Here is a 13,274-nt window from a genome sequence, read left to right as displayed (position 1 = left end):
GCGTTCCTTCCTCCGTCGGCCGGGAGGCCCGGTGGGCGCTCCGTCCTCGGGAGGCAGGTGGCGCGGCCTCGGGGGCAATACGCCAAGAGGGGCCGCGACGCGGCCCCTGGGGACTACTCGTTACCGGTGGGCATCAGCTCCTTGGCCACCAGGTTGCCCATCACCGCGTCCTTGGGGATGTAGCCGTCGGCGCCCGCCTCGCGGCAGATGCGCTGCAACTCCTCGACGTTCTCACCCGAGCACAGCAGCACCTTGATGCCCTTGAAGAGGCTGTTGCTCTTGATGAAGCGGCAGAACTGCTCGCCGTTCACGTTGGGCATGCGCACGTCCAGCAGCACCAGGTCCGGACGCGTCTGCTTCTTGAGGATGATTTTCGTGGCCTTGTCGGCGGTGTCGGCGACGTGGACCTCGAAGCCCTTGGCCACCAGGTCCGCTTCAATGATGCGGGCCGTCATCTCGCTGTCATCCACGATGAGGATGCGCGGCTTGCGCCCGCCCGTGGTGGGAGCCGGCTTGAGGCCGGCCGCCGCCGCGGGGGCAGGGGCCGCGGGAGCCGGCGGGGTGGGCGCCGCCGCGGGGGCCGCGGCCGGAGCGGGCACGGCGGTGGGGATGCCCAGGGCGGGGGGGCCAATGAGACCCATGACCCCGCCGAGCACGGCTTCGAGCCCACCGCTCTTCAGGATGTAGCCGTCCGCCCCCGAAGCCTTCGTCTTTCCGTCCAGCTCCGCCTCGGAGATGTCGGAATAGAGGACCAGCTTCGCGGTGACCTTCTTCTGCCGGCGGAGGTACTCCACGACGTCGTCGCCGAACATCTCCGGCATGTTGACGTCCATGAGGATGAGCGAGAACGGCCCCTCGGCGAGCTTCTGCTCGAGGCTGGCAAGGTCCTGCGCGCCGCTCGCCTGGTAGCCGGCGGCGGTGAGCGCCCGGACGGTGAGCTCCACCAGCATCGGGCTGTCATCAATGACCAGTACGCGCGACATCGTCCTCCTCAAGGGCTTCGCGGTGGAACCCTACACCTTTGGTGCAGCGCGGACCATCGAAACGGCGACCAGGCGGTCTGGTCGTCAGGTCCTCTTGACCGCTATTCATCGCCTCCGGATACTTTGGCGCCTTGACCACGACCTCGACTCCCCTCCAGCGAGCACTCCGGATGGCTCCGGACCGCGCCTTGGCCGCCCAGGCCCGGCCGGAGCAGGAGTTCTTCTGCTTCCGCGTGGGCGACCTCCGCCTGGGCGTGCCCAGTGAGAACGTGCTCGAAGTGCTTCGGGCCGGTCTGCTCACGCCCTTGCCCCGGACCCCGTCCTTCATCATGGGCGTCACCGGCCACCGGGGCGAGGTGCTTCCGGTGCTGGACCTGCTGCGCTTCCTCTCCAAGGGAGAGGCCCGCATCGGCCCGCGCACCCGCCTGTTCGTCGGCGTCACGGGCAGCTACGTGGCCGGAGTCGTCGCGGATACGGTGCTGGGGCTGCGCCGCATTCCCGTGGCGGACATCCTCCCACCGCCCCTGGGCGGCGACGCCGCGGCCGAGCACCTGCTGGGCGTGGTGCAGGCCAGCGGCAACCAGGAAGCCATCAACCTCCTCAACTTCTCCAAGCTGCTCCAGACGGCGCGGCAGCGGGCGGTGGCGCGGTGAACGACGACGCCTTCCACGAGAAGGAGGAAGAGGTGGACCTGCTCTTCTTCGACATCGGCGCCACGCTCTACGGCACGGATGCGTCCCAGGTGCTGCGCATCGACCGCGCGCTGCCGGAGGACCTCACGCTGCCGGAGCTGGGGCTGCCCCACCGGGGCAACCGCGCCATCGTCTTCGACACCCCGGAGGGTGAAGCCCACCTCAAGGTGGACGCCGTGCACGGCGTGCGCTCCATCCCCGTCAATTCCTTGCGCCGGATGCCTCCCACGGCCGGCGCCGCAGCCTACGCAGTCGGTGTGTGCCTGGAAGAGGCCCGCACCGTGTTGCTCATCGATCTGGTCGAAACCGCAAGGACTCAAGGAAGGCACTGAGACACATGTCCCTGGACACCCCCAACGAGAAGCCCGCTGGCAAGGCGCGCGCCCGGAAGGCCCCCGCCTCCAAGGCCGGCGCCACGAACGCGGCGTCGACCTCCTCCACCAAGGCCATCACCGACACGTTGCTGACGGTGCTGTCCGGCAACCTCCAGGCCCGCGTGCCCAAGGAGCTGGTCGGTGAGTCAGGCGCGGAGCTGGCGCACCTGCTCAACCAGGTGCTGGACCAGTTCTCGGCCTCCGAGCACCGCAAGCACGTGGCGGCGCAGGAAATCGACCAGGCGCTGGACGCGCTCATCGGCCTGGTGCGCGAGGGCGACCTGTCCCGGTGGAACACCACCACCGAAGACCCGCAGCTCGGGCCCCTGCTGGAGGGCTTCGGCAAGGTCATTGAGACGCTGCGCACCTTCGTGCGGGAGATCAACGAGGCGGCCCTGAGGTTGTCCTCGTCCGCTAATCAGGTGCTGGCGGCCTCCACGCAGCATGAGACGTCCTCCACGGAGCAGGCGGCGGCCATCCACGAGACGACCGCCACCATGGAGGAGCTGAAGCACGCGTCGGCGCAGATCGCCGAGAACGCGGGCAGCGTGGCGCGCGTGGCGGAAGAGACGCTGGGCGCGGCGCGCGCGGGCCGGGGCGCCATTGGCGAGTTCATCCAGGCCATGCAGCAGATCCGCAGCGACGGCGTCGCGGTGGCGGACTCCATCGCGAAGCTGTCCAAGCGCGTGGAGCGCATCGGCACGGTGGTGGAGGTCATCGACGAGATTGCCGACCGCTCCGACCTGCTGGCGCTGAACGCGGCGCTGGAAGGCAGCCGCGCGGGTGAGGCCGGAAAGGGCTTCTCCATCGTCGCGGCGGAGATGCGGCGTCTTGCGGAGAACGTCCTGGACTCCACCAAGGAGATCAAGAACCTCATCACCGAGATTCGCGAGGCCACGGCCGCCGCGGCCGGCGCCGCCGAGGCGTCCAAGTCCGCCACGGAGTCCGGTGAGAAGCTGGGCGCGGTGGCGGCGCAGGCGGTGGAAGGCATCCTCGCCGGCGTCCAGGAGACGAGCGACGCGGCCCGCGTCATCAACCTGGCCACGCAGCAGCAGCGCACGGCCACCGAGCAGGTGGTGGCCTCCATGGCGGAGATCGAGGATGTGACGCGCCAGACGACGCAGGCCTCGAAGCAGGCCACGGGCGCGGCCGCGGAGCTGACGCAGTTGGCCGGACGGCTGGCCGAGCTCATCAAGCGGTTCAAGGCCGACTAGCGCTTCCTGGAAGGGGAGGGGCGTACGCCGGCCATGGACACCGAGGCTCTCAAGAAATCCCTCCTGAAGAAGTTTCAGGAGGTCACCGCAGACCGCCTCCAGAAGATTCAGCTGGGGGTATTGGACCTGGAGAAGGAGACCGCGGACCAGGCCGCGGAGGACGTCGCGCGCGAGCTGCACACGATGAAGGGCGAGGCCCGCATGTTGGGTCTGGCCGCCATCGGGCAGCTGGCGCACGCCGCCGAGGACGTCCTGCGCGCAGAGCGCGAGGGCAAGACGGCCACGGAGGTGGCCACCGACGTCCTGCTCAGGGCGTGCGACGTCCTTTCCGATCTCAACGAAGACCTGTCCGGCGCCAACACGGGCAACTCGGCCAGCGAGGAGATGGTCCGCATGCTCGCGGAAGTCTCCGGACAGACGCCGCCCGCCATCGCTGGCGCACGGCCCGCGGCACCGCCGCCGGCCCCTGTCGCCGCGCCCGTGGTGGCACCGGCGGCCGTCGCCGCGCCGGTGCAGGCTCCGGTGGCAGCGCCCCCGACGCAGGCCCCCGTGGCCGAGCCGGTGGCGCACGCCGCTGCAACCGCGCATCACCCGGCTGCCGCGCATGGCCGTGACGAGGAGGCCCCGAGCGCCGCGAAGTCCGCGGTGGCCGACCGGAGCATCCGCGTCAACGTGGAGGTGCTCGACGCGTTGGGGTTGCTCGCGGGCGACCTGCTGGTGGAGAGCGCCCGTGGCCGGCTTCGCAGCTCGGAGACGGAGGCGTTGTTCGAGCGCTTCAGCCGCCTGGGGGACCGCTTCCTCCGGCTGGCGGAAGAAATCGACATCTCGAACGAGGTGCGTGAGCAGCTGGACCGCGTGGAGAGCGACCTCCACATGCTGCGCGACGACGCGTTCCGCTTCGTGCGCCGCAACGACGACGGCATCAACACGCTGCACGGCAACCTGGCGAAGATGGCGGACCACGTGGCCGAGGCCCGGCTGGTGCCGCTGTCCACCGTGTTCGACGCCTTCCCGCGCGCCGTTCGCGAGATGTCGCGCACGCAGGGCAAGGAAGTGGATCTGGTCATCGAGAACGCCGACATCGGCGTGGACCGGTCCATGCTGGGCGACGTGCGCGACGCGCTGGTGCACCTGCTGCGCAACTCGGTGGACCACGGCGTGGAGTCCCCGGACACGCGCCAGCAGCTGGGCAAGCCGCTCAACGGCCGCATCCGCATCCGCGTGCGCGTGGACGGCGACATGCTCCACATCGAGGTGGAGGACGACGGCCGCGGCATCGACCCGGAGCGGCTGCGTCAGGCGGCCATCTCCAAGCGCCTCATCAACGCGGTGCAGGCCGCTGCGCTGTCGGAGCGCGAGGCCATCGAGCTCATCTTCCGCCCCGGCTTCTCCACCCGCGACCAGGTCAGCGAGCTGTCTGGCCGTGGCGTGGGCATGGACGTGGTGAAGCGCAAGGTGGAGACGCTGGGCGGCTCGGTGGGCGTGAACAGCCGCATCGGCCGTGGCAGCACCATCACCCTGCGCCTGCCGCAGTCGCTGGCATTGATGAAGGTGCTGCTGGTGCGCCTGGGGGACGACGTCTACGGCATGCCCGCCGCGGACGTGGAAGCCGTCATGCGCGTCAAACCGGATGACCGGCTGGAGATCTTCGGCACGCTGGCCGTGCGGCACCGTGGCAAGCCGACGGCGCTGGTGGCGCTGGGGCCGCTGTTGGGCCTCAACGGCGGCAATCGCTTCGACAAGCCACCCGCGGTGGTGGTGCGTCACGGCGAGGACCACGCGGCGCTGGTGGTGGACGGCTTCGTGGACGAGCGCGAAGTGGCTGTGAAGCCTTGCGGCGGCGAGTTCCTCAAGGCCGCGCCCTTCATCGCCGGCACCGCGGCGCTGGAGGACGGGCGCATCGCCGTGCTGCTCCATGTCCCGGACATCATGGCGGAGGTGCGCCGCATGGCCCGCCCCGTCACCCAGGCCCCCGCCGCCAAGCGCCTCCGGGTGCTGCTGGTGGATGACTCGCCCATTGCCCGCGCCACGGAAGGGGCGCTGGTGAAGGCGCTGGGGCACTCGGTGGAGGAAGCCCAGGACGGCGAAGAGGCCTACGTGAAGGTGCAGAACAACACCTACGACCTCATCCTCACGGACGTGCAGATGCCCAAGCTGGACGGGTTCTCGCTGGCGCGACGGCTCAAGTCGACGCCCGCGGTGGCTCGCATTCCGGTCATCATCCTGTCGTCGCTCGCCTCACCCGAGGACAAGCGGCGCGGGTTGGATGCCGGCGCGGACGCGTACCTCGTCAAGGGCGAGCTGGGCGTGGAGGTTCTCGCGCAGGCCATCGACCGGCTGACCTGAGGAGCCAGGCTTGGGCGGTGGCGCGGCAGTCGCAGGAATGGCGTTTCGGGTGCTCATGGTGGGCAAGGGGCTGCGTGCGCTCGCGGCCCGGGGCCTGTTCGATGGGGAATCCCTGGTGCCCGTGGGGCCGGCGGAGGTGGACTTCGCCGGCGCCCTGGTGGCCGTGCAGCGGCACTTTCCGGACGTGGTGCTGGTGGACCTGAGCGCGCTGGACGCGCTGCCCGCCATCGAGCACGTCATGGTGGAGCGGCCAGTGCCAGTGCTGGCGCTGCACCCGGGCGTGCTGTCCGGCCAGGAGGCCTTCCAGGCGATGGTGGCTGGCGCGCTGGACGTGCTGGAGCGTCCAGCGAATCCCGGGCCCGAGTTCTGGGCGAATGTGTCGCGCAAGCTGGTGCTGCTGGCGCAGGTGAAGGCGGTGCGGCAGGTGCAGACGCGGCCGCCACCGCAAGCCGCGCGTGAGACGAAGCCGCCTCCGCCGTATCCGCTGGTGGCCATCGCCGCGTCCCTGGGCGGCCCCAAGGCGGTGGCGCAGGTGCTGCGGATGATTCCGCGCGCCTTCCCGGCGCCCATCGCCTACTGCCAGCACATCAGTGACGGCTTCACGGAAGGGCTGGCGCACTGGCTGTCCAATGAAACGGCGCTGCGCGTGCTGGAGGCCGAACATGACGTGCTCATGGCGCCGGGCACGGTGTACATCGCTCCGTCGGGCAGTCACCTCTTGGTCCGACCCGAGGGCAGGTTGGAGCTGGACGCGGGCCCCGCACTTCGCGGTTTCCGGCCGTCCTGTGACATGCTGCTGACTTCAGCGGGTGAGTCGTTCGGCCCGCGCTGCATCGGGGTCATCCTGACGGGCATGGGGCGCGACGGGGCGCGAGGGTTGAAGGAGATTCGAGAGCGCGGCGGTCGGACCATTGCCCAGGACGAAGCGTCGAGCGTCGTCTGGGGCATGCCGCGCGAGGCGGTATTGATGGGCGCGGCGCACGAGGTGCTGCCACTGAGCCGGATTGGCGCGGCGCTGATGCAGTGGGTGGACGTGTGCTGACGGCGAGCCAGAAAGTCTTGCAGCAACTCGCCGCGCTGCTGCTGGAGCGCGCGGGGCTGAAAATCACGCCGGATGGCTTCCACAGCCTCCGGCTGGCGCTGTCCGCGCGCATGCCCGTGCTGGGCCTGGATGAGCCCGAGCACTACATCCAGCGCCTGACGGGCGCCGGTGGCGAAGAGGAGCTGCGCTCGCTGTTGCCACTGGTGACGGTGGGGCACACGGAGTTCTTCCGCGACGGGAAGCAGTTCCGCGCGCTGGAGAAGAGCGTGCTGCCGGAACTGGTGTCCCGTTCGCGGCGCGAGATGCGCAAGGTGTCCATCTGGTCCGCGGGCTGCGCGACGGGTGAGGAGCCCTACAGCCTGGCCATGGTGCTGGCGGAGCTGGGCGCGCTGTCGCTGGAGGTGGACCTGTGGGCCACCGACCTCAACCTGGCCGCGGTGGAGGCCGCGAAGCAGGGGCGCTTCACCTCGCGGCGGGCCATCAGCATCAACCAGGAGCGGCTGACTCGCTTCTTCAGGCCCGTGGAAGAGGGCTATGAGGCGCTGCCCGCGCTGCGTGAGTACATCCGCTTCGACGGACAGAACCTGGCCGTTCCCGTCTTCGACAAGGTGGCCCTGTCGTCGCTGGACCTCATCCTCTGCCGCAACGTCATCATCTACTTCGACCTGCCCACCATCCGCGGGTTGATGGACCGCTTCCTCGCCGCGCTGCGGCCGGGCGGGTTGTTGTTCCTGGGGTACTCGGAGAGCCTCTTCAAGGTCTACGACCGCTTCGAGATGATCGAAGTCGACGGGGCGTTCGTGTACCGCCGCCCGCTGGACGACAAGAGCATGCGGGCGCCGCCGCTGCGCATCACCCCGTATCCCGGCGAGCCCGACGTCGCCGCGCGCAGGCCCGTGCCCGTGGACGCGTTCACCGCGGACCTGCGCAAGCGGATGCAGCCCGCGGACGTCCCGTTGACGACGCGGCTGCCCGCGGTGTCTGCGTCGTCGGTGGCGGCGCCTGGCTCGCCCAGCGTGACGCTGCCGGCGGTGGGCGCCTCTTCCAGTCCGCGTTCCGTGGTGCCGGGGCGGCTGCCCGCGGTGTCGCCTCACTCGCCGTTGCCGGCCATCGCCGCGCCGCCGCCTCCCAGCGCCGCGCGCTCGCGTGTCACCGCGGAGCTGCCCACGGTGGGGAGCGTGGACTCCGCCCGTCCGCGCATCACCACCGAGCTTCCGGCCGTGGCCACCACGCCGCGCGCGCCCACCATGGAGGTGCCCGCCTGGCCCACGCTGCTGCCTCCGGCGGAGCGTCTGGCCATGGCGGTGCGGAAGATGTCGCAGGGGGATTTCTCGGCGGCCATCGCCGGCGTGCAGCGGCTGCTCGCGGACGAGCCCAGTGACTTGGATGGGCTGCTGACGCTGGGCAACCTGTTCTCTCTCACCGGCCGCATCCCCGAGGCGCGCGAGGCCTTCGCGCAGGCCATTCAGCGCGAGCCGCTGTGCGTGGAGGCGCGGGTGTTCGGCGGGGTCGCCGCGTTGCAGGCAGGGGAGTTGAGCGAGGCGCGCTCCGAGCTGGGCAAGGCCCTGTTCCTGGAGCCCACGCTGGCCATTGGCCACTACCTCCTGGCGCAGGTGCACGAGCGCACGCAGGACCATGAGGCGGCGCGGCGCAGCTACCGAAACGCCATTGCCCAGCTTCGCTTCCCGCAGCGTCCCCTCGCGGGGCACTACCCGGAGATGCCGGACTCGGCGGATGCCATCTCTCGCGCGGCGCGTTACGCCCTGGCCGCGTTGGAGGAGCAGCCCCTGCGCTGAGGCAGGGGCCGCGTCCCGGGCTTCACGTCAGTCCAGGCTGCTCTTCACCTGGTCCAGGCTCTTGCTCGGGTCGAGCACGGAGCCGAACTTCTTCTGCAGGTAGCTCTTGGCCTGGCCGCGCAGCAGCATGCCAGGGTCGGTGCCCTCACCCTCGACGGCCTTGTCGGTGATGACGAACGAGGCGTCCATCTGGATGCCCATCACCTTGCCGACGATTTTCGCGCCTTCCCCCTGCCAGTCCGCCTTCACGCCGTACTTGCCGCCCCAGTACTGGAGCAGCTGATCGACGCGCTGCTTGACCTCCTCCTTGGGGAGGGAGTGGGGGATATCGAACTTCATCATTCCCATGGCTGGCTCCTGATCTCGGTGTCCCGCTTCGTGCGTTTAGCCGTGCCCGAGCGGGAATGGAACCGCCGTGTCACTTTTGGGCGCGCGGATGTCAACAGGCTTGCTCACGGGCCTGCCGTCTTGCGAACGCGCTTGAGCTTCACCGGTGGGTCCTCCGGGCGGCCCCAGCGCTCCAGGTAGGGTGCCAGGTTGTACTTGGCCGCCGTGCGCAGGGAGCTCATGGGCCGCACCTTGCCCAGCACCTGCCGCTCCTGGAAGGGGCGGTCATGCAGTCCCAGCACCCACATGAAGTTGGCGACGCTTGCGGGGTCCCTGCCATCCACCGCGTACTTGTCGTTGAGGAACGCGATGCGTTGCAGCGCTTCCTGGGGGGATGGCGTCCACTCCAGGATTTTCTTCCCCCACAGCATGCGCAGGTAGTTGTGGATGCGGCCACGCTCCACCAGCTCGCGCTGGGCCGCGTTCCACAAGCCGTCCGCGGTCCGCGCTGTCTCCAATTGCTTCAACGAATAGCGGTGCTCGCGCGCGTCCTTCTGGTGGCGGGTGAGCGTCTCCGTCGCCCACGGAGGCAGGGAGGCCACGGAGAGCTGCTGCGGCCCCGGCGTGTGGAGGCAGTAGTTGAAGCCCAGCTCACGGCGGACGAGCAGCTCCTCCAGGAAGCCCTGCACCGAAGCATCCTGCGCGCCGCGTGCGCGGATGGCGGCGCGCGCGGCCTCTCCCGCGAAGAGGTTGCCCCAGTGGAAGAAGGGGGACAGGTTGGACTGTCGCGCCAGGCCCGGGTCGTTGCGGCCTTCGTCATAGCCCTCCAACCGTTGGTGCACGAAGGCCTGGAGCGCCTCGAGGCCCGCCTTGCGTCCTCCGCGCTCCTGGATGGGCGCCACCGAATGGTCGAAGTCGAAGGCGTCCAGGGACTCGCGGGCCTCGCGTGCGTCCGACGTGGCGAAGTCCGGCTCCAGCTTGCGTCCGGCCGCGGCGGCCTTCACCGCGCGGTTGGGCACGGCGCGCTCCAGGTACTCCGGCCACAGCTTCTTCAGCTTGGGCCGCAGGGTATAGGCGCCAATCTGCCGCGTGGCGACGCGCTGCATGGGCACCACGCATGACGCATCCACGGCGAACAGCGGCACGTCCAGGGCCTTGGCGGCGCCGCGCAGGTGGCCCGGGATGATGTACGTGGGGAACAGGTCCGACACGATGGCGGCGGCGCGCCGGCCGAGCTGGGCCAGCCGGGGACGGTGCTCCTTCGAGGTCCGGGGCAGCTCCAGCCAGTAGGGCAGCCCGCGCGCGGCGCAGCCGGTGGCCATGTCCATCATCCCCTCCAGGGCCCAGGCGTGGAGCCTGTCGGAGGCATGGGGGTAGTCCGGACGGATGGCCTGGTAGACGACGACGGGCAGGCCCAGGTGGTTGCCCAGACCGATGGCGGCATCCAGCGCGTGGTTCTGCTCGGCGCGATGGTTGACCATGCACCAGTAGAGGACGAAGTCGCGGCGGCCGGAAGGAAGGGGGAGGTCCTTCACCACTTGGACGCGCGCCGAATCGACGCCGAGTTCGGACCACGAGAAGCCTTCAGGCATGGGGCCTCACTGATACGCGAGCCGTATTCGCGTCGCGGAGGAAAAGAAGTGCGTGGCTGTGAACGAGGGGACAGGGAAGGTCGGATGGCGCTCCAATTTCCGACACCCGAGGACAGGTTGTGGTTTTCTGCCGTCCGGCCGGACCGAAGGAGTCCTTGCGTGTCATCATTGAGAAGCTGGAGCTATCTCCCCATCACCGCCCTCGCTCTCGCGCTGGTCCTTCCGGAGCCCGCGAAGGCGCAGGCTGGCGGAACCTATCCATCCCCGGGGTCTGCGCAGCCTCCGTCTGCCCCCGCGGGTTATGCGGCCCCTCCGCAGCCCACGTATCGTCAGACGGCGCCGCAGCAGCCCGCGGACCCGCATGCGCAGCCGCCGCAGACGCAGCAGCCCGCGGACCCGTACGCGCAGCCGCCGGCGTCCGCACAGCCCGCGGACCCGTATGCGCAGCCGCCGCAGACCCAGCAGCCGGTGGACCCGTATGCGCAGCCGCAGACGCAGCAGCCGTCAGCGGATCCGTATGCGCAGCCGCCGTCGTCCACGCAGCCGGTGGACCCGTACGCGCAGCCGCCGCAGACGCAGCAGCCGGTGGACCCGTATGCGCAGCCGCAGACGCCGCAGGGCTATCCCCCGGCGCAGAATGCCTATCCCCCGTCGAATGCGCAGGACCCGGCTCGCTATCCGGGCGATTCCGCGACGGCGAGCGACGCGCCCACGCTGCCTCCGGATCCGGACTCGCTGCGGACGAAGCCGCAGTCGCCGCTGACGCCGGACGACCGGGCCATGGCGAAGCGGGGCGTGCCTCCCATCGAGGACACAGGGGTGATGCTGGACGGCAGGCCGCGCCAGGGCCCGTTCCTCTCCGGTCCGGGCAGCTTCAGCTTCATCGTGCATCACACGACGCTGGGCGCTCTGGGTGGCTTCTTCACGCAGGCGTTCGCCAGCGACTTCAACTTCGACAAGAGCTCGCGTGAGGCGATGCTGGCGGGCACGCTCATCGGCGCGGGCCTGGGCTTCGGTGCCTCATCGTGGTGGCAGTTCAACAACTGGGTGGACCGCCCCATGGCCAACTTCGGCATCGCCAACTCGGTGGTGGGCGGCATGTTCACCGCGGGCCTGATGGACCTCTTCACGCAGGACGCGGGCATCCTGACGTGGTCCGCCTTCCTGGGCGCGGAGCTGGGCGCGTGGCTCACGGCGGGCATTGGCGGCGGCCAGCTTCCGCTCAACGACGGCTTGCTGATTTCGTCCGGTGCGGGCTGGGGCGCGGCCTACTCGGCGCTGCTGTTGGCCATCATCCACTTCTCCGGGACGCCCGTGTCCGGCAAGACGTGGCGGGACACGCTGCTGCTGGCGCCGGGCATCGGCGCGGGCGCGCTGGCGCTGGCCACCATGCGTTACAACCCAACGCCGTCCCAAATCGTCCGAGCCAACATCTTCGGCGGTGGCGTGGGCGCGGTGGTGCTGCTCCTCTCCGGCGTGGTGCTGGGTGGTTTCGATCAGTCCACGCCGTACGTCCTGTCGTTCCTCGGTTCGGCGGGGGCCATCACCACGGTGAGCCTGCTGTGGGAGGAGAGCGTGGACCGCTCCGCCCTGAAGATGGCAGGCCGCTCAGAGAAGGACCGGCCGTACACGAACGTCTGGTGGTAGACGCGTCCTAGAGCAACCTGGCGAGCGCCATGGCACGGCGGGGCAGGAGGCACCACCTTCCCCCCGACATGGCGCGCGTCAATCCATTTTCGGCCCTTCTTGGCTCCCTGGATTCCTCGCTGGAGCCCAGCAGCTACGTGCCGCGTGGCAATGCGGTTCCCCAGCCGTCTCACGTCCGCCCCCTGCTGGAGGCAGCCAATCCCGCGGCGGAGCTGCGGCGCATGCGGGACTCGGGCGCGCTGCTGAGGGACTCACGGCCTGCGATGTACCTGGTGGAGGTGCAGGGGCCCGCCGGCAAGCTCGGCGGCCCGCCGGTGCGCTTTCTCCTGTGTGCTCTGAACCCAGATGCGGGCGCCTCGCTGGAGCATGACCCGTACCGGCCCAGGGCCTGGGAAGCGGAGCCCGCTGTCACGCTGACCGCGGATGACCATGGGGTGCTGCGCGGATTGCTCGCGGAGGCTTCCGAGCGCGCCATCGTCGTGTGGGAAGGGCGCTACGGACAGAACACCCTGTCGCTGCGGCGCATCGAGCCTTCCCCCGTGTCGAAGCGGCTCCAAGCGGTGCTGGATGAAGCGCCCATGCGCCCACTGGCGGCGTTGAACGAGCGCGGCCCGACGCTGGCGGCCGTCGTTCCCCTGTCCGACCCGGGGCTGGAGCTGCTGCCCATCCACCGCGCGCTCAAGGGCGTGGAGACCTTCAAGGAGGAGACGTTCCTCACGCTGGTGACGGCGTATGCGCGCGTTTACGAACTGGATGAGCCCTTGAACACTCCGCGCGGTCTGGCGGTGGCGCGAGAGCGATTGGCCACGCTCATCACCGGGCACCACGCGGTGTTGCTGGTGTTGCCGGGAGGGCGAGGCCGCATCCTCCGGTTCCGTCAGGGGTTGGACCTGGCGCACCTGAAGGGGGCGCCGCGCAATCCCACGCTGCGGAGCCTGGATCTGGCGTTGCTCAACGCGCTGGTGCTGCGGACCGTGCTGGGCATCAAGGACCCGGAGGCGCCGGGGCACTCGCAGGTGTTCCCGGTGCAGGGGCTGGAGTCGCTGGTGCAGGGCGTCGAGTCGGGGATGTTTCAGGCGGGCTTCGCGCTCAATCCGCCGCCGCTGTGGGAGGTGCGCGCGGTGATGGAGGCTCAGGCGACGCTGCCACCCAGCACACTTCGCGTCGAACCGTTGCCACCGGCGGGGCTGCTCTACCTGGACCGGGAAGCCTGATTTCTTTGCGTGAGGGTCCTGAGCCAAACTCCGCCGGAGGCTCTTCC

The 13,274-nt window shown here is 69.9% G+C and carries 11 protein-coding genes; 8 read left to right on the top strand and 3 right to left on the bottom strand.

All coding sequences use genetic code 11. The features are described 5' to 3' along the window. Positions 1–113: 113 nt before the first annotated feature. Positions 114–983 carry a response regulator gene (locus OZ403_RS21545; protein ID WP_140875749.1) on the bottom strand — a complete coding sequence of 290 codons (870 nt, stop codon included), beginning with the start codon at positions 981–983 and terminating at the stop codon, positions 114–116. A 170-nt stretch (positions 984–1,153) separates the two neighbouring features. On the opposite strand from OZ403_RS21545, the gene OZ403_RS21540 reads away from it, so the two are divergent. Genes OZ403_RS21540 through OZ403_RS21515 form a run of 6 tightly spaced genes read left to right on the top strand, consistent with a single transcriptional unit; the run spans position 1,154 to position 8,447 of the window. After that, a complete protein-coding gene (locus tag OZ403_RS21540; RefSeq protein ID WP_011554146.1) occupies positions 1,154–1,636 on the top strand; it encodes a chemotaxis protein CheW in 483 nt (160 codons plus the stop codon). Continuing rightward, the gene (locus OZ403_RS21535; RefSeq protein ID WP_140792517.1) at positions 1,633–2,007 is read left to right on the top strand and encodes a CheW domain-containing protein; all 375 of its coding nucleotides are present in this window, start codon (positions 1,633–1,635) and stop codon (positions 2,005–2,007) included. The genes OZ403_RS21540 and OZ403_RS21535 overlap by 4 nt, the downstream gene beginning before the upstream one ends. 5 nt (positions 2,008–2,012) lie before the next feature. Then, entirely contained in the window at positions 2,013–3,263 is a 1,251-nt protein-coding gene (locus tag OZ403_RS21530) for a methyl-accepting chemotaxis protein (protein WP_268781610.1), read from the top strand. Between the two features lie 33 nt (positions 3,264–3,296). Next, positions 3,297–5,609: a hybrid sensor histidine kinase/response regulator gene (locus tag OZ403_RS21525; RefSeq protein ID WP_140792513.1), complete on the top strand. Its 2,313-nt coding sequence runs from the start codon at positions 3,297–3,299 to the stop codon at positions 5,607–5,609. A 37-nt stretch (positions 5,610–5,646) separates the two neighbouring features. Beyond that, positions 5,647–6,651, top strand: coding sequence for a chemotaxis protein CheB (locus OZ403_RS21520; RefSeq protein ID WP_268781609.1), 1,005 nt, complete (start codon positions 5,647–5,649; stop codon positions 6,649–6,651). Further along, a complete protein-coding gene (locus tag OZ403_RS21515; protein WP_140855386.1) occupies positions 6,645–8,447 on the top strand; it encodes a protein-glutamate O-methyltransferase in 1,803 nt (600 codons plus the stop codon). Before OZ403_RS21520 ends, OZ403_RS21515 begins: the two co-directional genes overlap by 7 nt. Positions 8,448–8,474: 27 nt before the next feature. Here OZ403_RS21515 and OZ403_RS21510 read toward each other — a convergent pair whose 3' ends face one another. Together OZ403_RS21510 and OZ403_RS21505 are read right to left on the bottom strand one after the other, a co-directional pair. Next, complete coding sequence (locus tag OZ403_RS21510; protein ID WP_011554140.1) at positions 8,475–8,795, bottom strand: polyhydroxyalkanoic acid system family protein; 321 nt, start codon at positions 8,793–8,795, stop codon at positions 8,475–8,477. Positions 8,796–8,899: 104 nt separating this feature from the next. Further along, complete coding sequence (locus OZ403_RS21505) at positions 8,900–10,366, bottom strand: deoxyribodipyrimidine photo-lyase (protein ID WP_268781608.1); 1,467 nt, start codon at positions 10,364–10,366, stop codon at positions 8,900–8,902. Positions 10,367–10,525: 159 nt separating this feature from the next. Here OZ403_RS21505 and OZ403_RS21500 point away from each other — a divergent pair, with 159 nt between their 5' ends. Continuing rightward, positions 10,526–12,013 (top strand): hypothetical protein, encoded by a 1,488-nt coding sequence (locus OZ403_RS21500; RefSeq protein ID WP_268781607.1) that lies wholly within the window; start codon positions 10,526–10,528, stop codon positions 12,011–12,013. Between the two features lie 68 nt (positions 12,014–12,081). Further along, positions 12,082–13,227, top strand: coding sequence for a DUF1015 family protein (locus OZ403_RS21495; RefSeq protein ID WP_268784890.1), 1,146 nt, complete (start codon positions 12,082–12,084; stop codon positions 13,225–13,227). Positions 13,228–13,274 lie beyond the last annotated feature (47 nt).

Origin of the sequence: Myxococcus sp. NMCA1 (genome assembly GCF_026810205.1) — a bacterium.
GTDB lineage: Bacteria > Myxococcota > Myxococcia > Myxococcales > Myxococcaceae > Myxococcus > Myxococcus xanthus_A.
Note: the sequence above shows the minus strand (reverse complement) of the source record. Positions and strands in the feature narration are given on the sequence as shown.